The sequence below is a fragment of the Rhizobium lentis genome, assembly GCF_017352135.1.
GTDB lineage: Bacteria > Pseudomonadota > Alphaproteobacteria > Rhizobiales > Rhizobiaceae > Rhizobium > Rhizobium lentis.
Window position 1 is genome coordinate 1815657 of sequence record NZ_CP071454.1, and the last position, 21902, is coordinate 1837558.

Sequence of the window (21902 nt, forward strand, 5' to 3'; positions counted from 1 at the left end):
TTTGGCTTCGGCTCCGAATCGAATCCTCTTAAATAAAAAGCTGGCGACATCGAGACGATGCGCCAGCTTTGATTGCAAGAATCCGGCAAAGATCAGGTGTTCATCGAGTCGAAGAAGTCGGAATTGTTCTTCGTCTGTTTGAGTTTGTCGATCAGGAATTCGATCGCATCGGTGGTGCCCATCGGAGCGAGAATGCGGCGAAGAACAAAAATCTTCTGCAGATCCTGGCGCGGAACAAGAAGGTCTTCCTTGCGCGTGCCGGACTTCAGAATGTCCATCGCCGGGAAGATGCGCTTGTCGGCGACCTTGCGGTCGAGGACGATTTCTGAGTTGCCGGTACCCTTGAACTCTTCGAAGATGACTTCGTCCATGCGGCTGCCGGTATCGATCAGCGCCGTTGCGATGATCGTCAGCGAACCGCCTTCCTCGATATTGCGCGCCGCACCGAAGAAGCGCTTCGGCCGCTGCAGTGCATTGGCATCGACACCGCCGGTCAGAACCTTGCCGGAAGAAGGAACAACCGTGTTGTAGGCACGGCCGAGACGGGTGATCGAATCGAGCAGGATGACGACGTCGCGGCCATGCTCGACGAGACGCTTGGCTTTTTCGATGACCATCTCCGCCACCTGGACGTGACGGACTGCCGGTTCGTCGAAGGTCGAGGAAATGACTTCGCCGCGGACGGAACGCTGCATGTCGGTCACTTCCTCGGGACGCTCGTCGATCAGAAGAACGATGAGATAGCACTCCGGATGGTTTGCCGTGATCGAATGCGCGATATTCTGCAGAAGCACGGTCTTACCCGTGCGCGGCGGTGCGACGATCAGTCCGCGCTGACCCTTGCCGAGCGGCGCAACGAGATCGATCACGCGCGGCGACAGGTCCTTGGAGGTGGGGATGTCCAGCTCCATCTTGAAGCGTTCGTTCGGATAGAGCGGCGTCAGATTGTCGAAATGAACCTTGTGACGGATCTTTTCCGGATCGTCGAAATTGATGGTGTTGACCTTGAGCAGTGCGAAATAGCGTTCACCTTCCTTTGGTCCGCGAATCGGTCCCTCCACCGTGTCACCGGTCTTCAGGGAGAAACGGCGGATCTGTGATGGAGAAATATAGATGTCGTCAGGACCCGGCAGATAGTTGGCGTTGGCCGAACGCAGAAAGCCGAAACCGTCCTGCAGCACCTCGACGACTCCTTCGCCGATGATTTCCACATCCTGGCTGGCAAGCATTTTGAGGATCGCAAACATCAGCTCCTGTTTGCGCATTGTGCTTGCATTCTCGACCTCGAGCGATTCGGCGAAAGCCAGAAGATCCGTCGGGGATTTGCTCTTAAGTTCCTGAAGCTTCATTTCAGCCATGAAGTGACCAATACTCTTTTCGATTTCGAAGGGGAAAGGCGATGTTGGGTCGTATTCGGTACTGCGACAGGGGCTCGCAGACGACTGAACTCTTCACACATGCCACGTAGATGAGATGCGCGGAAAATAGCGAGTCGCAATCGCCGCCGCAAGGGGGCTGCTTAAAATGAAGCAAATTTAACCCGACGACGATTTTTTCTCAAAACGGCTTCACCACGACGAGGATCACGATCACGATCATCAGCAATGTCGGCGCTTCATTCATGAACCGCCAGTAGCGTGCCGAACGGCGATTTTCATCCCGCTCGAAAGCGCGCACGGCCCGGCTGAAGAAGATATGGATCGCGGTCAGCAGCACGACCAGACCCATCTTGGCATGCAGCCAGCCACCCTGGAATCCGTAGACCGACCAGGCGAGATAGAGACCGAAGATCCAGGTCAGCATCATCGCCGGCGTCATGATGATGCGAAGCAACCGGCGCTCCATTACCTTGAAGGTTTCCGACTGTACCGAGCCTGGTGCGGCGTCGGTATGATAGATGAACAGCCGCGGCATGTAGAACAGTCCTGCCATCCAGGAAATGACCGCGATGATATGCAGCGCCTTGATCCAGAGATAGAGGTTGTCGGGATTCCAGGCGAAAAGTCCGACCGCGATCAGCGCGAAGAAGGCCAGCGCAAAATAAGCGCGGCGCCGGGCGTAGACACCGGCTCTGCCGTCCGTCTGTTTCTCTATCGTCACGGCTGACCCCGCATCCGCGCGCCCCGCACCCGGTCGACCAGCAGACGCACATGTTCGGGATCGGCTTGCGGCGTGATGCCGTGGCCGAGATTGAAGATCAGCGGTCCATTGCCGAGATGCTGCAGAATATCGTCAATTCCCTCTTCCAAAGCCCGGCCGCCGGCGACCACGCGCATCGGATCGAGATTGCCCTGAACCGGACCATCCTTCTGAAGTTCGGCGGCAAAGGCCAACGGCACCGACCAGTCGAGGCCGATCGCGTCCGCACCGGTCTTCTGACGATACGCTTTCAACTGATAGCCCGCGCCCTTGGCGAAGGCGATGATGCGGGCCTGCGGCCGTTGCGATTTGATCGAGGCGATCATCCGCGCAACCGGCCTGATGGCAAAGGCCTCGAACTCCTTCTCACCGAGAACACCCGCCCAGGAATCGAAGATCTGGACGGCATCGGCGCCGGCGTCGATCTGGGCCACAAGATAGTCGGCCGAGACGTCGGCGAGCAGCATCAGCAGATGCTCGAAGGCACGGGGATGCTTGTAGGCGAAGAGACGGGCAGGGGCCTGGTCCGGGGTCCCGTGACCGGCGATCATATAGGTCGCAACCGTCCAGGGTGCGCCGCAGAAACCGAGCAGCGTCGTCTCATCAGGCAGCTCGTCCCGCAGCCGCCGCACCGTTTCCAGAACCGGTCTGAGATAATCGACAACGTCTTCGCCGTTCAATCTGCCGATACCCGCTTCATCGATCGGATCCATCTCCGGCCCATGGCTTTCGGTGAAACGGACATTGCGCTTCATCGCATCCGGAATGACGAGAATATCGGAAAACAGGATCGCCGCATCAAAGCCATAGCGGCGGATCGGCTGCAATGTCACCTCGACCGCGTGATCGGGCGTGTAGCAGAGATCGAGGAAACTTCCAGCCTTTGCCCGGGTCTCTCTGTATTCCGGGAGATAACGTCCTGCTTGTCTCATCAGCCAGAGAGGGGGAGGGAAGAGGCTTTCGCCATCGAGAACCCTCATGATCTTTCGCCGCATGTCGCTCAAGCGCCTCTTCCCTATAAAAAATCAAAGATATTTTAAAAGGTTTCTATTTCTTAGAGTCGGTGTCTATCAAGGATTAAAATCCATCCACTGCCGATGCCATTTGTCGCGCATTCGCATGCCAACTCGAAAGAATTTCGCCGTTCTTTCGAAATTCCGGTGAGAAGCCGAATCTAGAAACGATTCCAAATCCTTGCGGAAAAGCGGAAATTTGCTTGCCTGTGGATAGGTTGTGGAGTTCTGTCCGGCAAACCGACTTCATCCCCATCCTCCACAGCAGCGGTCAAAACCGATCCGCAAAATTCGAAATGTGGATAAGGCGGCATGTTTTCCCTTGCCCGAGGCAGCCTCGCCGCCTTAGCTCTCCATCATCCAGTCTTTTCAACAGGCAGCGGAAAATAACGTGGAGAACAGAACGAACTTCTTTCATCTGCATCTGATTTCTGACTCGACGGGAGAGACTCTGATCTCCGCCGGCCGCGCCGCCTCGGCGCAGTTCAGGTCCGCTCAGCCGATCGAGCACGTCTATCCTCTGATCCGCAATCGCAAGCAGCTGCTGCCGGTTCTGCAGGCGATCGATGACGCGCCGGGAATCGTCCTCTACACCATTGTCGACCGGGAGCTGGCGAGCCTGATCGACGAGCGCTGCGTCGAAATGGGTGTCGCCTCGGTGAACGTGTTGGAACCGGTGATGAATGCGTTCCAGATCTATCTCGGCGCCCCGTCGCGTCGCCGGGTCGGCGCCCAGCACGTGATGAATGCCGGTTACTTCGCCCGCATCGAAGCACTGAATTTCACTATGGATCACGATGACGGCCAAATGCCGGACGATTACAACGACGCCGATGTCGTCATCATCGGAATCAGCCGGACATCGAAAACGCCGACCAGCATCTATCTCGCCAATCGCGGCATCAAGACGGCTAATATTCCGATCGTCTATGGCGTGCCCCTGCCGGAAAGTCTTTTTGCCGCGACCAAACCGCTGATCGTTTGCCTGATCGCCACGACCGACCGCATTTCCCAGGTGCGGGAAAACCGGATACTCGGAGCGACGCAAGGTTTCGATCGCGAACATTATACCGATCGCGCCGCAATTTCCGAGGAGCTGAAATATGCCCGCTCGCTCTGCGCGCGCCACAACTGGCCGCTGATCGACGTTACTCGCCGCTCGATCGAAGAAACGGCCGCGGCAATCGTTGCTCTGCGCCCGAAGCTGCGCTAAGCGCAGACGCAACGCTCGCTCGCACTCCGAGGAACCCATGAAGCCGAAACTCATCCTTGCATCGTCGAGCCCGTTTCGCCGAATGCTGATGGAAAATGCCGGTCTCTCCTTCGAGGCGCATGCTGCGGCGATCGACGAGCGGGCGCTCGAAGCACCGTTGGAGAAAGCCGGCGCAACGCCGGATGCCGTCGCCCTCATCCTGGCCAAGGCCAAGGCCGAGGAAGTCAGCCGCCGTTTTCCGGATGGGCTGGTCATCGGTTCCGATCAGACGATGTCGCTCGGCGATCGGGTCTTTCACAAGCCGAAGGATATGGCCGAGGCCGCTGGCCACCTTCAGGCTCTCTCTGGCGTGACCCACCGCTTGAACAGTGCGGTTGCCATTGTCAGCAATGGCGTGGTCTTGTGGGATCATCTCGCCCATGCGGAGCTGAGGATGCGACCGTTGTCGGCAGATTTCATCGCCAGGCATCTGACGCGCGTCGGCGAACGGGCGCTTTCCAGCGTTGGCGCCTATCAATTGGAGGGGCAGGGGATCCAGCTCTTCGAAAAAATCGAGGGTGACTATTTCACGATTCTCGGTCTGCCGATGCTGCCGCTTCTGAAAAAATTGCGCGAACTCGGAGCAATCGATGGATGATTCACGTGAAACATTCGGGCCGAAAGCGTTTGTCACTGGCTTTCCCGTCAAACATTCGCGCTCGCCGTTGATCCATGGATATTGGCTGAAGACGCTCGACCTGCCCGGCAGCTACCGTGCCCACGAAGTCGCGCCAGAGGCCTTTGCCGATTTCATCCGCACGCTGAAGGATGGCAGCTCCGGCTTTGTTGGCGGCAATGTCACCATTCCCCATAAAGAATTGGCCTTCCGGCTCGCCGACAACCCGGACGCACTGTCACGCGAACTCGGTGCCACCAACACGCTCTGGCTGGAGGACGGCGTTCTCCATGCGACAAACACCGACGGCCGCGGTTTCACCGCCAATCTCGACGAACGTCATCCGGGCTGGGACCGTCATGGCATTGCCGTTATCTTTGGCGCCGGCGGCGCCAGCCGGGCGATCATCCAGGCGGTGCGTGATCGCGGCTTCAAGGAAATCCACGTCGTCAACCGCACCGTCGAACGAGCGCATGAACTGGCCGATCGTTTTGGCCCGAAAGTTCACGCCCATCCGGCTGGCGCGCTCGCCGAAGTGATGAAAGGCGCCGGTCTGTTCGTCAATACCACCTCGCTCGGCATGGACGGCGAGGTCGCACCGAAGCTCGACTTCACCCCTCTTGCAGCCGAGGCCGTCGTCACTGATATCGTCTATGTGCCTCTGAAGACGCCGATCCTGGCCCAGGCGCAAGAGCAGGGATTTCCGATCGTCGATGGTCTCGGCATGCTGCTGCACCAAGCTGTGCCGGGATTTGAGAAATGGTTCGGCAAACGTCCCGTCGTCGACGCGGCGCTGCGCGCCCTGATCATCGCAGATGTGGAAGCACACTGATGCTGAAGATTGGTCTCACCGGCTCCATCGGAATGGGAAAATCGACGGCCGGCAAACTCTTTGCCGAGGCCGGGATCCCGCTGAACGATTCGGATGCCGTCGTCCATGATCTCTATGCCGGGGAGGCTGCGCCCCTGGTGGACGCCGCCTTCCCGGGCACGATGAAGGATGGAGCCGTCGACCGGCACGAACTCGGCCGGCAGCTGGCGCTCGATCCCCACGGTTTCAAACGCCTGGAGGCGATCGTTCACCCGCTGGTCCGCAAGCGCGAGAGGGAATTTCTGGCGCAACAGCGCGCCGCCGGCGCCGAAATGGTTCTGCTCGATATTCCGCTGCTCTTCGAAACCGGCGCCTGGGAAAGAGTGGATGTCATCGTCGTCGTCAGCACCGATCCACAGATTCAGCGCGAGAGGGTGCTTGCGCGGGAAGACATGACCGAGGAAAAATTCGACATGATTCTCTCGCGCCAGACGCCGGACGCGGAAAAACGGCGCCGTGCTGATTACCTGATCGACACCAGCCACAGTATCGCGGAGACGAAGGAACGGGTGCTTGAGATTGTCGCCGACCTGAAAAAGCGGATTGCCAGCGGAGAATTCCGGAATGCGTGAAATCATTTTCGATACGGAAACCACCGGCCTGGATAACCGGACGGACCGCATCATCGAAATCGGCGGCATCGAACTCTTCAACCATTTCCCCACAGGCAATACGATCCACATCTACATCAACCCTGGAGACCAGAAGGTTCATCCGGATGCACTCGCCGTGCACGGCATTACCGACGAGTTCCTGAAGGACAAGAAGCCATTTGCCGAGGTCGCCGAAGAGATCCTTGCCTTCTTCGGCGACGCGAAGTGGATTGCCCATAACGCCACCTTCGATATGGGCTTCATCAATGCCGAATTCGCCCGGCTGGGTTTGCCGCCAATCTTGCCGGACAAGGTGGTCGATACACTGTCGATGGCGCGGCGCAAAAATCCGATGGGGCCGAATTCTCTCGATGCGCTCTGCCGGCGTTACGGCATCGACAATTCGCACCGCACCAAACACGGCGCGCTGCTCGACTCCGAATTGCTGGCCGAGGTCTATATCGAGATGATCGGCGGCAGGCAGGCAGCATTCGGCCTGAGCATATCAGGTCAATCCGGCCAGGCGGCACGCGGTGAAATGGTGACGGAAGACGATTTGCTGATTGCCGCACCGCTCGAACGGCCCCGCCCGCTCGCACCTCGCCTCAGCCCGGCCGAAGCGCAGGCGCACGAGGCCCTGGTCGCCAAGCTCGGTGAAAAAGGCATCTGGGCAAAATACCGCAGCCCTAATTGAAAATGCCCGGGACCTGCCCGGGCATCATCCGCATGTCAATGCCGGAACGTCCGATCAGTTCGGAACGGCCTGAACCTTGGCGCGGGCCTGTTCTTCGGCGACCCGCTGGGCAAACATCTGCGTGAAATCGATCGGGTCGATCATCAGCGGCGGGAAGCCGCCGTTGCGGGTCACGTCGGCGATGATCTGACGGGCGAAGGGGAAGAGCATGCGTGGGCACTCGATGAAGAGGACCGGCAGCATGTGTTCCTGCGGGAAACCGGCAACGCGGAAGACGCCGCCATAGACGAGCTCGGTATGGAAGACCGTCTTGTCGCCGTCCTTGGCTTCGGCATTCAGCGACAGCACGACATCGAAATCCGTGTCGGAAAGCGGATTGGCGTTGACGTTCACATTGATGTTGATCGTCGGCGCCTTGTCGCGGGCCTGCAGCGAACGCGGCGCACCCGGATTTTCGAAGGAGAGGTCCTTGGTGTATTGCGCAAGGATCGAAAGGGTGGGGTTGGTCGCGCCGTTGCTGTTGTTATCGTCTGCCATTGGCTTTTCCTCGAAGGGCATGGGAATGGTGCCGCCATCTAACATTTCGGGGAGGGGCTTACAACCCTGAGCGCAAGGCGCAACTGATCGCCGGCTCAGCCTCAGTCACCGAGATGTTTGCCGGACCACGGCGATTTGCGATCCGGCTCCCTATGATAGTCCTCCTCATCGAGATCGACCACCTTCGAATTCGGATTGCGATCGCGGAAATCCGATTTCGGTCCCGCGGAGAAGCCGCCCTTGGCATTGACGACGACGAAGCGTTTGGCGATCGCCCGCCAGATGAACTCGCGCACCGGCGGAAGGAGAATAAGGATTGCGACGATATCCGTCAGGAAACCCGGAATGATCAGCATCAGAGCGGCGATCACCGTCATCACTGGCTTCAGGAGATCGCGCCCCGGCATCACGCCGTTCCGTCCTTCGCTCGACATGCGGCGCAGGATCCCGATACCCTGCCGGCGCAGCAGGACCACGCCGAGAACGAAACTTGCCATGACGAGCGCAAGTGTCAGCGCCAGGCCGATCGCCCGGCCGACGACGACGAAACCGGCAATTTCGCCAAGCGGCAGCAGCAGAATGAAAGCCGGCAGGATTGAAAAACGCATGGTCGTCATGTCCCGGGCTTTGCCGGTCTCCTCTTGGTGCCGGCGAAGACGCCAGCCATGATTTGAATCATCTGTATAGGCGGACTATATGGGAGTACAAATCAGAGATGTTAACGGCGGTTGCGATACGATATGAGTTCGAACGACTTCATCACATTATTCTTCCTGGTGGCGGCGGTGCTGATTTTCTTTCAGCTCCGTTCCGTGCTCGGTCGCCGCACAGGAAATGAGAAGCCGCCGCGCGATCTTTACAGCCCGCGAGATACGGCGCCGGCCGACGCCGCCGATGCCGGCAAGGTCGTGACCCTGCCGCGCCGGGACACGACGGCTGACGATGAGGATCGCTTCTCCGAGATCGACGCCGTCGCCGCATCCGGAACGCCGCTCAATGAATCCCTGCGCGCCCTGAACAAGGCCGATCCGTCCTTCAGCCCGAAGGAGTTTCTGAACGGCGCCCGCATGGCTTACGAGATGATCGTCATGGCCTATGCCGACGGCGACCGGAAAACCCTGAAGAACCTCCTGTCCCGCGAAGTCTATGATGGATTCGATGCGGCGATCGGCGAGCGCGAAGCCCGCGGCGATAAGGTGAAGTCCACCTTCGTCGGCATCGACAAGGCCGAAATCACCCATGCCGAGACCAAGGGCAGCGAAGCGCAGATCACGGTTCGCATCGTCAGCCAGCTGATATCGGCGACCTACGACAAAGCCGACGTGCTGATCGAGGGCGACGCCGAAAACGTCGCCGAGGTCAACGACCTCTGGACCTTCGCCCGCGACACCCGTTCGCGCGATCCGAACTGGAAACTGGTGGCGACCGAATCGGAACATGAGTGACCACGCATCGGACTTCGTCCTGCAAGCCATCAGCTTCGATCGACTGGAAGGCTGGAAGGATGATGATCCCTCCGGCCTTTTCGAAGTGATGCGACGCTGCCGCCGGCAGATCACCGATGTCAAACCCTATCGCACCGGATCGCTCGGCCTGAGCTCGGACGATCTGCTACCGCTTCTCCTGGACGCTGAAAATTTTACGCCGTCGTCGCCGGCATCGGCGCGCGCCTTTTTCGAAGCACGCTGTCGACCCTTTCTGATCCGCCGCAAGGACGGCGGTTCCGGTTTCGTCACCGCCTTCTACGAGCCCGAGATCGAGGTGTCCGAGCGGCCGGACGACGTCTTCCGATTTCCCTTCTACAGCCGCCCGGACGATCTGATCGATCTTGATGACGGCAATCGCCCCGCCGAATTGGATGTATCCTATGTCTTCGGCCGTCTGCATGGTGACGGCCGCGTTGGCGCCTATCCGGATCGCCGCGAGATCGACCAGGGTTTTCTTGCAGGTCGAGGCCTTGAAATCGCCTGGGCGAAGTCGAAGGTCGACGTTTTCTTCGTGCATGTGCAGGGTGCCGCGCGGCTGCGTTATCGCGACGGCCGCATCGGCCGCATCACTTACGCGGCGAAAGCGGGACATCCCTTCTCGGCGATCGGCAAGCTGCTGATCGAGCGCGGAGAGATCGACCGCGCCGAGATTTCCATGCAGTCGATCCGCGGCTGGCTGGCCCGCAATCCGGGGCGAGTGGACGAGGTGCTATGGCACAACCGCTCCTATATTTTCTTCCGCGAAATGCCCTCGGAGGCTCTCGGCCTGCGTACCGCAGATCCTGAGGCGGGTCCGATCGCCGCTGCCAAGGTGCCGCTCCTCGCCGGGCGCTCGCTGGCGGTCGACCGGATGATCCATACGTTCGGTTTTCCCTTTTTCATCAGCGCCGATAGCCTCATTCATCTCGATCAGGGGCGACCTTTCCGGCGGCTGATGCTGGCGCTCGATACCGGTTCGGCGATCGTCGGGCCGGCGCGCGGCGACATTTTCACCGGCTCGGGAGATGCGGCAGGAGAAAGTGCGGGCACCGTCCGCAACGACGCCGATTTTGTGATCCTCCTTCCCAATGCCGCCGCCGGACGATTCGACTGATGGCAAGGGACCGCAAGCTCAGCGCCGATGAGAGGATACTGTGGGGAAAGGTTGCCCGCAGCACGCGGCCGATGCCCGGCAAGGTGGATGAGTTGACCGAGCTCGATGCATTTCTTGCCGAAACCGAGGCGGCAGCAGAGCGCCAGAAAGCCGAAACGCCGACGTCTCCTTCGCCAACGGCTGCACTGCCGGCACCACCTGCAACATCGAGACATCAGGCCAAGGTGCACCATCCGCTGGAAAAGCCGGTCAAGCGCAAGATCGCCAAGGGCCGGCTGGCGCTTGAGGCGCGTATTGACCTGCATGGCCTGGTTCAGAGTGAGGCCCACGGCATCCTTCTCGATTTTCTGATCCGCGCCCATGAGCGCGGCATGCGCCATGTGCTTGTCATCACCGGCAAGGGCAGCTCGCTGGGCAGCGAAGGTGCGTTGAAACGCGCCGTTCCCCTCTGGTTCTCCAAGCCCGAATTCCGTTACCTGATCTCTTCCTACGAGCCGGCCGCCCAGCACCATGGCGGCGAGGGCGCGCTCTACATCCGGCTGTCGCGGCGGCATGGAGAAAAGGCATGACACCCTTCGGAGAGGCGGTTCGCAGGCTGAGGACGCGCAAGGGCGTCTCGCAGAAGGAGATGGCGGCAGCGTTGAATGTCTCGCCCGCCTATCTCTCGGCGCTCGAACATGGGAAGCGCGGCCTGCCGACATTCGACTTGCTGCAGCGCATCGCCGGCTATTTCAATATCATCTGGGACGAAGCCGAGGAATTGTTCCTGCTTGCTCGTTCCTCCGACCCCCGGGTCATCATCGACACATCGGGGCTGCCGCCGGAATACACCGAATTCGCCAACCGGCTGGCCCGGCGGATCCGCAACCTTGACAGCGCTGAGATCGCCCGGTTATCGGCTCTTCTCGAAAATGGCGGCAAAGGCGACGGAAAAGCGTCATAATCCCCTGTTTTATGGCTTGTTGAGGGGACATGCCATTGGGAACCGGGTTCAAAAAACCTATATACGAGAGTGAAGAAAGCCGGTGATTCGCAAGGCCCGCCGCCGCTTTACGACAACAGGGAAAATCTCGACAGAATGAGCGATATATCCGCGACGGAAAACGGCGTAAGCACCGAATATGGCGCAGATTCCATCAAGGTCCTGAAGGGCCTCGATGCCGTGCGCAAGCGCCCCGGCATGTATATCGGCGATACCGACGACGGCTCCGGTCTGCATCACATGGTCTATGAAGTCGTCGACAACGCGATTGACGAAGCGCTGGCCGGCCATGCAGACATCGTCACCGTCACCCTCAATCCGGACGGCTCCGTGACCGTCACCGATAACGGCCGCGGCATCCCGACCGACATTCATAGCGGCGAGGGCGTATCGGCCGCCGAAGTCATCATGACGCAGCTCCATGCCGGCGGTAAATTCGACCAGAATTCCTACAAGGTCTCCGGCGGTCTGCATGGGGTGGGCGTTTCCGTCGTCAACGCGCTTTCGGTCTGGCTGAAGCTGAAGATCCGCCGCCATGGCAAGATCCATGAAATGAGCTTCACCCATGGCGTGGCCGATGCTCCTCTGAAGGTCACGGGCGATGCTCCTGATTCGACCGGCACGGAAGTGAGCTTCATGCCGAGCAGCGAAACCTTCACCATGACGGAGTTCGATTACGGCACGCTCGAACACCGCCTGCGCGAACTCGCCTTCCTGAATTCCGGCGTCCGTATCCTGCTGGCCGACAAGCGCCATTCCGACATCAAGCAGGAAGAGATGCGCTATGAGGGCGGTCTCGAAGCCTTCGTCGCCTATCTCGACCGCGCCAAGAAGCCGCTCGTCGACAAGCCGGTCGCCATTCGCGGCGAAAAGGACGGCATCACCGTCGAAGTCGCGATGTGGTGGAACGACAGCTATCACGAGAACGTGCTCTGCTTCACCAACAACATTCCCCAGCGTGACGGCGGCACCCATATGGCCGGCTTCCGGGCGGCTCTGACGCGTCAGGTGGTTTCCTATGCCGATAATTCCGGCATCACCAAGAAGGAAAAGGTGACGCTCCAGGGCGAGGACTGCCGCGAAGGCCTGACGGCGGTCCTGTCGGTCAAGGTTCCCGATCCGAAATTTTCCTCGCAGACGAAGGACAAGCTCGTTTCCTCGGAAGTCCGTCCGGTCGTCGAAAGCCTCGTCAACGAAGCGTTGAACACCTGGTTCGAAGAACATCCGAGCGAAGCCAAGATTCTTGTCGGCAAGGTCGTCGAGGCGGCAGCTGCGCGCGAAGCGGCTCGCAAGGCCCGTGAACTGACCCGCCGCAAAGGTGCGCTCGATATCGCCTCTCTTCCCGGCAAGCTCGCCGACTGCTCCGAGCGCGACCCGGCCAAATCCGAAGTCTTCCTGGTCGAGGGCGATTCCGCCGGCGGCTCGGCCAAGCAGGGCCGGTCGCGCGAGAACCAGGCGATCCTGCCGCTGCGCGGCAAGATCCTGAACGTCGAGCGCGCCCGTTTCGACAAGATGCTGTCCAGCCAGGAGATCGGCACGCTGATCACCGCGCTTGGCACCGGCATCGGCAAGGACGAGTTCAACGCCGAAAAGCTGCGTTATCACAAGATCATCATCATGACGGATGCCGATGTCGACGGCGCCCATATCCGCACCTTGCTGCTCACCTTCTTCTTCCGCCAGATGCCGGAGTTGATCGAGCGCGGCCATCTCTACATCGCTCAGCCGCCGCTCTATAAGGTCGCGCGCGGCAAGTCGGTGCAGTATCTGAAGGACGAGAAGGCGCTCGAGGAATATTTGATCGCCCAGGGCCTTGAGGATGCGGCGTTGAGGCTCGGCAGCGGCGAGGTCCGCACCGGCCAGGATCTGCGCGAAGTCATCCTCGATGCGTTGCGCATGCGCGCTTTGCTCGACAATCTCCATTCGCGTTACAATCGCGCCGTCGTCGAACAGGCGGCGATCGCCGGTGCTCTCAATGCCGAACTGGTCAGCGATTCCGCAAGAGCCCTCACGCTGGCGACAGAGGTGGCAGGCCGTCTCGACATCATCGCCGAGGAGACCGAACGCGGCTGGCAGGGCGATCTGACCAGTGATGGCGGCCTGCGTCTCGAGCGCATGGTCCGTGGCGTCAAGGAAGTGGTCGTGCTCGACATGGCGCTGATCGGCTCCTCCGACGCCCGCCACATCGACCAGCTGACCTCGCGCCTCAAGGAAATCTATCAGACGCCGCCGTCGCTGCATCGCCGCGACGGCGACGTCGAGATTTCGGGGCCGCGCGCGCTGCTCGATGCGATCTTCGCCAGCGGCCGCAAAGGCCTGACCATGCAGCGCTACAAGGGTCTCGGCGAGATGAATGCCGAACAGCTCTGGGAAACGACGCTCGATCCGAATGTGCGCTCGCTGCTGCAGGTCAAGGTCAGTGACGCCACCGATGCCGATGGCCTCTTCGCCCGTCTGATGGGTGATGAAGTCGAGCCTCGGCGCGAATTCATCCAGGACAACGCGCTCAGCGTCGCAAACCTCGATATCTGATCGCTGTCCCTTCAAACAAAGAGCCCCGCCGTCACAGGACGGCGGGGTTCGTTTGTTCTGATATCGCCTAGTTCCCGACGAAACGGCTGTTAAAGGCGAGGTCGGATAGCGGCTTGCGCTGGCTCGGGAATTCGCGCGCCTGATTGCGTTCGGAAAGCACGCTCTTGTCAGCCAGACGGCCGACGGCGACGCCCGCTTCGACCCGGTAACCCTCAGGAATTTCGAACGTTTTCCTGATTTCCTCATGTTTGATGCCGCCCATCCCATGGGCATAGAGACCGGAAAGGCGCGCCTGGAGCGCCAGGTATCCCCAGGCCGCACCGGCGTCGAACGAATGGGTGTAGCTCGGCTTTTCCTCGCCGGAACCGGCAGCGCCGGTGAAGCTGCGTGACACGACGAAGATCAGCGCCGATGCGTTCTTTGCCCATTCCTGATTGGCGTCGACGAGCAGTACGACGAATTTCTCCCAATGCTGCGAGCCCTTGAGGGCATAGATGAAGCGCCACGGCTGCTGGTTGGAAGAGGACGGCGCCCAATGGGCGGCTTCTAGGAGGCTGAGCAATTGCGCTTCTTCGATGATTTCCCCGGTAAAGGCGCGAGGTGACCAGCGGTCGAGGAACATCGGATCGATCGGATAGTCGGACTCGCGGTAATTGCTCTTTGTCATGCTCGTTCCAGGTTTGGGGCGGAAAATATGATGGGGCTAGCGCGTCCAGACGATGTCGAGTTCTTCGCGGAAGGCGAAGCGCTTCAGGTGATCATCGATCACGCCCTGCATCCGTGCCTGCTGGTCGCGATCGGCAACGGAAAGCGTCATTGTGAGCGCCGCATCGTCGGCTGCGAATGTCACCTCGGCGTTATCGCTGAACGGCACCTGGCCCTTGTGCGGATCGAAATCGACGCTGAACTTGTGGCTCCAGTGTTTGCAGAGCTGCTGCAGATAGCGGCTCGCATGTTCGGTGCGCACGACGGCCTTGGAGAGGTACATGGTGAATTCCATCTCATTGGGGGACTGCAGCAAAGTCATATTTCCTGCGTCGCCGGCTTGGCAAGCGCAGCATCGTCGCAGTTGGGTGGACGGACTGTCTTTATAAAGGCGGCCTCACGCGCGCCGAGGCAGGTAATGGACCGCTTCAGTCGATCGGTCCGAGAGTTGTGCATGCTGGTGAACGGAAAATGGACGGAAGACTAGCAGCCCGGCCGGGCATCGCCGAAACGGTGAATCTCGACCACATCAAGCGTGGTTATTACTCGGTCGAAAGCCTCAACCCGACGAAAATCGTGCCTGCCGGACCGGATCTCTCCGAAATTTTCTAGAACGCCGTACCGCTTCCGGGCAAAGCCGTAATGACACCGATGAATAATTCGTTCATAGGTGGCTGCAAATTTTTGTTTTCGATGAGGAGGCATTCCATGAAGCTGATGCGTGTTGGCGAAGCAGGTCGTGAAAAACCGGCGCTTCTCGATGCCGATGGCAAGATCCGCGATCTCTCGGCGCATGTCGCCGACATCGGCGGCGAGGCTATCTCGCCGGCCGGCCTTGAGAGGATCGCGGCGATCGATCCGAAGACCCTTCCGGAACTTGCTCCTGGCCGTATCGGCGCCTGCGTCGCCGGCACCGGCAAATTCATCTGTATCGGCCTCAATTTTTCCGACCATGCCGCCGAAACCGGCGCCACCGTGCCACCGGAGCCGGTGATTTTTATGAAGGCGACCTCTGCGATCGTTGGTCCGAACGATACCGTGCTGATCCCGCGCGGTTCGGAAAAGACCGACTGGGAAGTCGAGCTCGGCGTCGTTATCGGCAAGACGGCGAAATATGTCAGCGAAGCCGACGCGCTAGACTATGTCGCCGGCTACTGCGTGTCCCACGACGTTTCCGAGCGCGCCTTCCAGACGGAACGCGCCGGCCAGTGGACCAAGGGCAAGTCCTGCGACACCTTCGGGCCGATCGGTCCCTGGCTGGTCACCAAGGATGAGATCGCCGATCCGCAGAACCTCGCTATGTGGCTGAAGGTCAACGGCCAGACGATGCAGAACGGTTCTTCCAAAACCATGGTCTATGGCGTGGCGCACATCGTTTCCTATCTCAGCCAGTTCATGTCGCTGCACCCGGGCGATGTCATCTCGACGGGCACGCCGCCCGGTGTCGGCATGGGCATGAAGCCGCCGCGCTTCCTCAGGGATGGCGATGTCGTGGAACTCGGAATCGAAGGTCTCGGCAGTCAGAAGCAGAGCTTCGTTGCCGATCGTTAACGACGCTACCTCAGCGGAACCTTAAGCTTTCAGTTTTATGTGATGCCAGAGATCAACTCTCTGGCATTTCTTGTGCAGGTTCGGGACGCTCATGTTGCTGTGCAACAAAAACCTGTTAGTCTGCGTTACGTGCCAGCGTGCGGAAAGATTCGATGTCTTTCAATCGACGTCATTTTTTCGATAAAGAAAGGCGGCGCCTTCTATGTTCTATCAGCTTTATGAATTAAATCATGCCGCCATGGCGCCGTTTCGGGCCGCGGCGGACATTATGCGGTTTGCCTATGCCAATCCGCTTAACCCGTTTGCCCAAACCCCGTTCGGCCGGACAATGGCGGCAAGCCTCGAAATGTTCGAACGCACGACGCGCCGCTACGGAAAACCGGAATTCGGATTGAAGCAGACGACAATCGGCGAGCAGACGGTTTCCGTCCGCGAAGAGGTCGTCTGGTCGCGGTCCTTCTGCAATCTTCTGCATTTCGCGCGAAACGTGCCGGCCGGCCGTGCCGCCGACCCGCGCATCCTGATCGTCGCGCCGATGTCCGGCCATTATGCGACGCTGCTGCGCGGCACAGTCGAGGCCTTGCTGCCGAGCGCCGATGTCTATATCACCGACTGGATCGACGCGCGCATGGTGCCGATGACGGAAGGCACGTTCGATTTCGACGATTACGTCGACTACATCATCGAGATGCTGCATTTCCTCGGTCACGACACGCATGTGATCGCCGTTTGTCAGCCCTCGGTCCCTGTGCTGGTCGCAGCTGCGGTGATGGAGGAAGCCAAGGATCCGCTCTCGCCCTCGTCGATGACTCTGATGGGCGGCCCGATCGACACGCGCATCAACCCGACTGCCGTCAACAAGCTTGCGCAGGAGCGGTCGCTGCAATGGTTTTCCGATAATGTCATCATGAACGTGCCCTGGCCGCAGCCGGGCTTCATGCGGCCTGTTTATCCGGGATTCCTGCAGCTGTCGGGCTTCATGTCGATGAACCTCGACCGCCACCTCGTCGCCCACAAGGAGTTCTTCATGCATCTCGTGAAGAATGACGGCGAGCCGGAAAAACATCGCGATTTCTACGACGAGTATCTCGCCGTCATGGATCTGACCGCCGAGTTCTATCTGCAGACGGTGGAAGAAGTCTTCATGAAGCACTCCCTGCCGAAGGGTGAATTGATGCACCGCGGAAGGCGCGTCGACCCGGCGGCGATCCGCAACGTCGCGCTTCTGACCGTCGAAGGCGAGAATGACGACATTTCGGGCGTCGGCCAGACCAGGGCGGCGCAGACCATCTGCGTGAATATTCCTGACGATATGCGCATGCATTATCTCCAGCCGGATGTCGGCCATTACGGCGTTTTCAACGGCTCGCGGTTCCGACGCGAGATTGCGCCGCGCATCGTCAATTTCGTCCGCCAGCATTCCCGCTCCGCCCTCAAGCGCCCCGTCCAGCGCGTCATCAAGGGCGGCCGGACGGCCTGATTCAGAAATTGCTGATTTAGCGAAGGGGATTCAAGGATTTGTCCGATTTCGCGGGCAATCGCCTTGAAGGCGCATCTTGCGGTAACCACATCGATTTCAGCGTTCGGCATCTTGCCGGGCGTGGAAAGCGAGGATACCGCACGATGAACCAGTCAGCATTGCTTCGACCGGATTGGACTCCGGCTACCATTGCCCTGATGATTCTCGGCTTCATGGTTTTCTGGCCTCTGGGTCTGGCCATGCTTGCCTATATCATCTTCGGCGATCGTCTGCGCGGCTTCAAGCGCGACGTCAATCAGGCGACCGATGGCTTCTTTGCCTCCTGCCGCCGCTCGCATGGGCGTCACCGCCCGCATTTCTCGACCGGCAATGTCGCCTTCGACGACTGGCGTAAGGCCGAGCTTGACCGGATCGAGGAAGAGCGCCGCAAGCTTGATGAAATGCGCGAGGAATTCGACGAGTATCTGCGTGAACTCCGCCGCGCCAAGGACCAGGAAGAGTTCGACCGCTTCATGCGTGATCGCAAGAACGCCAAGCGTGACGACAACGGCCCGGTCGCGGAGTTCCAGACGCCGTGAAGGGTTAAAGCATGTCGCGCAAAAGCGTGAAGCGGTTTTGCGGCAACGACATGCGTAAACAAAGACCTAAAGCGCAAGGAGCGAATATCGTGACGCGCTCTAGGCGATGACATGATGACCGGCATCTCACCGATGCCGGTTTTTCCATGTCTGCTGGCCCCGCAAATCGTTTAGGTTCCCCGGCGAATCGTATAGAAAACACCCATGTTTCCGCTTCTGAAGACACGGCCAAAGGCGCGCAAGCCGGCTCCGCCCGAAACGCGGACGCTCGATGTCGCCGGCCGGCTCATGCCCCTGACAATCAAACAGCATGACCAGGCAACGCGTATCACGCTGCGCATCGAGCCGGGCGGGCGAGCCCTGAAGATGACGGTGCCGAGGGGACTTGCGGCACGTGAGGTCAATGCCTTCCTCGACCGGCACCAGGGATGGCTGCTCACCAAGCTTGCCAAGTTTTCGGCCGATACGGGGTTAAGCGACGGCGGCAGGATCCTTCTGCGCGGTGTTTCCCATCGCATCGAGCACACCGGCAGTCTGCGCGGTTTGACGGAGGTGATCTCGGTGGACGGCAGCCCTGTGCTGCGCGTCAGCGGCCTGCCAGAACATGTCGGACGGCGCATCGCCGCCTTCCTCAAGAAGGAGGCGCGTGCCGATCTCGAACGACTGGCGGCGATGCATGCGGCAAGGATCAGGGCGCCGATCCGCTCGATCGCGATGAAGGATACCCGGAGCCGCTGGGGTTCCTGCTCGTCGGAGGGAAATTTGAGTTTCTCCTGGCGTATCGTCATGGCGCCGCCTTCGGTGATCGATTATCTCGCCGCCCATGAAGTGGCCCATCTCAAGGAGATGAACCACGGTCCGCGCTTCTGGGCGCTGTGCAAGACGCTTTGCCCCGGCACGGAGGAAGCGAAATCCTGGCTGAAGCGGCACGGCAGCCAGTTGCACGCCATCGATTTCGACTAGCTGAGCCTCGCGCTAAATGCAGCTTACCATGCAAATTGGCTCGACTCTTGCCGCATTTCGTGTCACTTCGCTGCCATGAAACCCGATATCAAGATCTGTGGCTTGAAGACGCCCGAAGCGATCGATCGTGCGCTGAAACGCGGCGCGACCCATATCGGTTTTATCTTCTTCGAAAAGAGCCCGCGTTACGTCGAGCCGGATATGGCGGCAAAGCTTGCCGAACCAGTCCGCGGCAAGGCGAAGATCGTCGCCGTCGTCGTTGATCCCACAAATGACGAGCTGGACGAGATCGTCTCGCTGCTGAAGCCGGATATCCTGCAGCTTCACGGCAACGAGAGCCCCGAACATGTGCTGACCATCAAGGCGCTCTACGGCCTGCCGGTCATGAAGGTCTTTTCCGTGCGCACCGCCGACGACCTGAAGCGCGTCGAAGCCTATATCGGCATCGCCGACCGTTTTCTCTTCGATACGAAAGCGCCGAAGGGTTCGGAACTGCCTGGCGGCAACGGGATTTCCTTCGACTGGAGCCTCTTGAGCTGGCTCGACGGCAGCATTGACTACATGCTTTCCGGCGGACTGAACAAGAACAATGTCGCTGATGCGCTGGCCAGCACCAGGGCACGTGGTATCGATGTCTCTTCAGGTGTTGAGACCGCGCCCGGTGTGAAGAGTGTTGCGATGATCGATGAATTTTTCGATGCGGTCGAAAAGGCGGATAAGCCTGCTATGGCCTCAGGGAGTTGAGAGTGAACGAAACGCCTAAACCGAATTCCTTCCGTTCCGGTCCCGATGAAGATGGCCGCTTCGGCATCTACGGCGGTCGTTTCGTTGCCGAAACATTGATGCCATTGATTCTCGACCTGCAGGACGAGTGGAACAAGGCGAAGACCGATCCGGTGTTCCAGGCGGAATTGAAGCATCTAGGCGCCCACTATATCGGCCGCCCGAGCCCGCTCTATTTCGCCGAACGGCTGACGGCCGAACTCGGCGGCGCCAAGATCTATTTCAAGCGCGAGGAGCTGAACCACACCGGCTCGCACAAGATCAACAACTGCATCGGCCAGATCCTGCTTGCCAAGCGCATGGGCAAGACCCGGATCATCGCCGAAACCGGCGCAGGCCAGCACGGTGTCGCCTCCGCGACCGTCGCCGCCCGTTTCGGCCTTCCCTGCGTCGTCTATATGGGTGCCACCGACGTCGAGCGTCAGGCCCCGAACGTTTTCCGCATGAAGCTGCTCGGCGCCGAAGTGAAGCCGGTCACAGCCGGCAGCGGCACGCTGAAGGACGCGATGAACGAGGCGCTCCGCGATTGGGTCACCAATGTCGAGGACACCTATTATCTGATCGGTACGGCGGCCGGCCCGCATCCCTATCCCGAAATGGTCCGCGACTTCCAGTCGGTGATCGGCGCCGAAGCGAAAGAGCAGATGCTGGCCGCCGAAGGCCGTCTGCCGGATCTCGTCGTCGCTGCCGTCGGCGGCGGTTCGAATGCGATCGGCATCTTCCACCCCTTCCTCGACGATTCCTCCGTGAGGATCGTCGGCGTCGAAGCCGGCGGCAAGGGCCTGCAGGGCGACGAACATTGCGCGTCGATCACTGCCGGAACGCCCGGCGTGCTGCACGGCAACCGCACCTACCTGCTGCAGGATGGCGACGGCCAGATCAAGGAAGGCCATTCGATTTCGGCCGGTCTCGATTATCCCGGCATCGGCCCTGAACATTCCTGGCTGAGCGATATCGGCCGGGTCGATTACGTGCCGATCATGGATCATGAAGCGCTCGAGGCCTTCCAGACCTTGACCCGCCTCGAAGGCATCATCCCGGCGCTCGAGGCCGCGCATGCGATTGCTGAAGTCATCAAGCGCGCGCCGACGATGGCCAAGGACGAAATCATCCTGATGAACCTCTCCGGCCGCGGCGACAAGGATATCTTCACTGTCGGCAAGATTCTGGGAATGGGACTGTAAGACATGACCGCACGCATGGACAAACGCTTTGCCGAGCTGAAGGCCGAGGGCCGTCCGGCGCTTGTGACCTATTTCATGGGCGGCGATCCCGATTACGACACCTCCCTCGGCATCATGAAGGCGCTGCCGGAAGCAGGCTCCGACATTATCGAGCTCGGCATGCCCTTTTCCGATCCGATGGCCGATGGCCCGGCGATCCAGCTGGCTGGCCAGCGGGCGCTGAAGGGCGGCCAGACGCTCAAGAAGACGCTGCAGCTGGCGTCCGATTTCCGCAAGACCAATGATGCGACGCCGATCGTGATGATGGGTTATTACAACCCGATCTACATTTACGGCGTCGAGAAGTTCCTTGACGATGCGCTTGCCGCGGGCATCGACGGTCTGATCGTCGTCGACCTGCCACCCGAGATGGACGACGAGCTCTGCATTCCGGCGATCCGCAAAGGCATCAATTTCATTCGCCTGGCAACGCCGACGACGGATGAAAAGCGCCTGCCCGCCGTGCTGAAGAATACGTCCGGCTTCGTCTACTACGTTTCGATGAACGGCATCACCGGTTCGGCGCTGCCCGATCCGTCGCTGGTTTCGGGCGCCGTGGCCCGCATCAAGCAGCATACGGAACTGCCAGTCTGTGTCGGCTTCGGCGTCAAGACGGCGGAACATGCGAAGGTCATCGGCGGCTCGGCCGATGGCGTCGTCGTCGGCACCGCCATCGTCAATCAGGTGGCGACGAGCTTGACGAAAGACGGAAAGGCGACGGCGGACACGGTTCAGGCCGTCGCAACGCTGGTGCGCGGCCTTTCCTCGGGAACACGCTCGGCGCGCCTTGTTGCTGCCGAATAGTTTTCC

24 protein-coding genes and 1 pseudogene are annotated in these 21902 nt (G+C 60.0%); 18 read left to right on the plus strand and 7 right to left on the minus strand.

The features are described from left to right. Positions 1–92: 92 nt before the first annotated feature. The 3 genes from rho to hemE form a co-directional block, all read right to left on the minus strand. Positions 93–1358 (minus strand): transcription termination factor Rho, encoded by a 1266-nt coding sequence (gene rho / locus J0663_RS08650; protein ID WP_003571435.1) that lies wholly within the window; start codon positions 1356–1358, stop codon positions 93–95. 199 nt (positions 1359–1557) lie between these two features. Further along, positions 1558–2100 (minus strand): protoporphyrinogen oxidase HemJ, encoded by a 543-nt coding sequence (gene hemJ / locus J0663_RS08655; RefSeq protein WP_207244000.1) that lies wholly within the window; start codon positions 2098–2100, stop codon positions 1558–1560. Further along, the gene (hemE, locus tag J0663_RS08660; RefSeq protein WP_207244001.1) at positions 2097–3143 is read right to left on the minus strand and encodes a uroporphyrinogen decarboxylase; all 1047 of its coding nucleotides are present in this window, start codon (positions 3141–3143) and stop codon (positions 2097–2099) included. Before hemE ends, hemJ begins: the two co-directional genes overlap by 4 nt. Positions 3144–3543: 400 nt before the next feature. Between hemE and J0663_RS08665 the strand changes: the two genes are divergently transcribed. From J0663_RS08665 to dnaQ, 5 genes are read left to right on the plus strand one after another with little or no spacing between them, the layout of a single operon-like run. Further along, complete coding sequence (locus J0663_RS08665; protein ID WP_207244002.1) at positions 3544–4365, plus strand: pyruvate, water dikinase regulatory protein; 822 nt, start codon at positions 3544–3546, stop codon at positions 4363–4365. A gap of 37 nt (positions 4366–4402) precedes the next feature. Then, a complete protein-coding gene (locus J0663_RS08670) occupies positions 4403–5002 on the plus strand; it encodes a Maf-like protein (protein ID WP_207244003.1) in 600 nt (199 codons plus the stop codon). Further along, a complete protein-coding gene (locus J0663_RS08675) occupies positions 4995–5852 on the plus strand; it encodes a shikimate dehydrogenase (protein ID WP_207244004.1) in 858 nt (285 codons plus the stop codon). The genes J0663_RS08670 and J0663_RS08675 overlap by 8 nt, the downstream gene beginning before the upstream one ends. Next, positions 5852–6463: a dephospho-CoA kinase gene (coaE, locus tag J0663_RS08680; protein WP_207244005.1), complete on the plus strand. Its 612-nt coding sequence runs from the start codon at positions 5852–5854 to the stop codon at positions 6461–6463. The genes J0663_RS08675 and coaE overlap by 1 nt, the downstream gene beginning before the upstream one ends. Then, on the plus strand, positions 6456–7178 hold the full coding sequence (dnaQ, locus tag J0663_RS08685) for a DNA polymerase III subunit epsilon (RefSeq protein WP_207244006.1): 723 nt from the start codon (positions 6456–6458) through the stop codon (positions 7176–7178). The genes coaE and dnaQ overlap by 8 nt, the downstream gene beginning before the upstream one ends. A gap of 54 nt (positions 7179–7232) precedes the next feature. Here dnaQ and secB read toward each other — a convergent pair whose 3' ends face one another. Together secB and J0663_RS08695 are read right to left on the minus strand one after the other, a co-directional pair. Continuing rightward, complete coding sequence (gene secB / locus J0663_RS08690; RefSeq protein ID WP_011423412.1) at positions 7233–7715, minus strand: protein-export chaperone SecB; 483 nt, start codon at positions 7713–7715, stop codon at positions 7233–7235. Positions 7716–7816: 101 nt separating this feature from the next. Further along, positions 7817–8323 carry an FxsA family protein gene (locus J0663_RS08695; protein ID WP_311043476.1) on the minus strand — a complete coding sequence of 169 codons (507 nt, stop codon included), beginning with the start codon at positions 8321–8323 and terminating at the stop codon, positions 7817–7819. Positions 8324–8455: 132 nt separating this feature from the next. On the opposite strand from J0663_RS08695, the gene J0663_RS08700 reads away from it, so the two are divergent. From J0663_RS08700 to gyrB, 5 genes are all read left to right on the plus strand, one after another. Then, positions 8456–9160 (plus strand): Tim44/TimA family putative adaptor protein, encoded by a 705-nt coding sequence (locus tag J0663_RS08700; RefSeq protein ID WP_207244008.1) that lies wholly within the window; start codon positions 8456–8458, stop codon positions 9158–9160. Continuing rightward, positions 9153–10295, plus strand: coding sequence for a murein transglycosylase A (gene mltA, locus J0663_RS08705; protein WP_207244009.1), 1143 nt, complete (start codon positions 9153–9155; stop codon positions 10293–10295). The genes J0663_RS08700 and mltA overlap by 8 nt, the downstream gene beginning before the upstream one ends. Beyond that, complete coding sequence (locus tag J0663_RS08710) at positions 10295–10864, plus strand: Smr/MutS family protein (protein WP_207244010.1); 570 nt, start codon at positions 10295–10297, stop codon at positions 10862–10864. Before mltA ends, J0663_RS08710 begins: the two co-directional genes overlap by 1 nt. Next, complete coding sequence (locus J0663_RS08715) at positions 10861–11238, plus strand: helix-turn-helix domain-containing protein (protein WP_207244011.1); 378 nt, start codon at positions 10861–10863, stop codon at positions 11236–11238. Before J0663_RS08710 ends, J0663_RS08715 begins: the two co-directional genes overlap by 4 nt. 135 nt (positions 11239–11373) lie before the next feature. Next, positions 11374–13809, plus strand: a complete 2436-nt coding sequence (gene gyrB, locus J0663_RS08720; protein ID WP_207244012.1) for a DNA topoisomerase (ATP-hydrolyzing) subunit B — start codon at positions 11374–11376, stop codon at positions 13807–13809. A 67-nt stretch (positions 13810–13876) separates the two neighbouring features. On the opposite strand, the gene J0663_RS08725 is transcribed toward gyrB, so the two are convergent. Continuing rightward, the gene (locus tag J0663_RS08725; RefSeq protein WP_207244013.1) at positions 13877–14476 is read right to left on the minus strand and encodes a nitroreductase family protein; all 600 of its coding nucleotides are present in this window, start codon (positions 14474–14476) and stop codon (positions 13877–13879) included. A gap of 36 nt (positions 14477–14512) precedes the next feature. Next, on the minus strand, positions 14513–14797 hold the full coding sequence (locus J0663_RS08730; protein WP_207244464.1) for a DUF2218 domain-containing protein: 285 nt from the start codon (positions 14795–14797) through the stop codon (positions 14513–14515). A 206-nt stretch (positions 14798–15003) separates the two neighbouring features. Here J0663_RS08730 and J0663_RS08735 point away from each other — a divergent pair. The 8 genes and pseudogenes from J0663_RS08735 to trpA all read left to right on the plus strand — a co-directional run. After that, positions 15004–15126 (plus strand): annotated as a pseudogene (locus tag J0663_RS08735) (glutathione S-transferase family protein); the annotation flags it as partial. Positions 15127–15222: 96 nt separating this feature from the next. Continuing rightward, complete coding sequence (locus J0663_RS08740) at positions 15223–16065, plus strand: fumarylacetoacetate hydrolase family protein (RefSeq protein ID WP_207244014.1); 843 nt, start codon at positions 15223–15225, stop codon at positions 16063–16065. 202 nt (positions 16066–16267) lie between these two features. Beyond that, positions 16268–17545 (plus strand): polyhydroxyalkanoate depolymerase, encoded by a 1278-nt coding sequence (locus J0663_RS08745; RefSeq protein WP_207244015.1) that lies wholly within the window; start codon positions 16268–16270, stop codon positions 17543–17545. A gap of 143 nt (positions 17546–17688) precedes the next feature. Continuing rightward, positions 17689–18123: a DUF2852 domain-containing protein gene (locus tag J0663_RS08750; protein WP_064800136.1), complete on the plus strand. Its 435-nt coding sequence runs from the start codon at positions 17689–17691 to the stop codon at positions 18121–18123. Positions 18124–18327: 204 nt separating this feature from the next. Then, complete coding sequence (locus J0663_RS08755; RefSeq protein WP_207244016.1) at positions 18328–19086, plus strand: M48 family metallopeptidase; 759 nt, start codon at positions 18328–18330, stop codon at positions 19084–19086. A 75-nt stretch (positions 19087–19161) separates the two neighbouring features. Further along, positions 19162–19830: a phosphoribosylanthranilate isomerase gene (locus tag J0663_RS08760; protein ID WP_207244017.1), complete on the plus strand. Its 669-nt coding sequence runs from the start codon at positions 19162–19164 to the stop codon at positions 19828–19830. A 2-nt stretch (positions 19831–19832) separates the two neighbouring features. Continuing rightward, the gene (gene trpB / locus J0663_RS08765; protein WP_207244018.1) at positions 19833–21053 is read left to right on the plus strand and encodes a tryptophan synthase subunit beta; all 1221 of its coding nucleotides are present in this window, start codon (positions 19833–19835) and stop codon (positions 21051–21053) included. A gap of 3 nt (positions 21054–21056) precedes the next feature. After that, complete coding sequence (gene trpA / locus J0663_RS08770; protein ID WP_207244019.1) at positions 21057–21896, plus strand: tryptophan synthase subunit alpha; 840 nt, start codon at positions 21057–21059, stop codon at positions 21894–21896. The last annotated feature ends 6 nt before the right edge of the window (positions 21897–21902 follow it).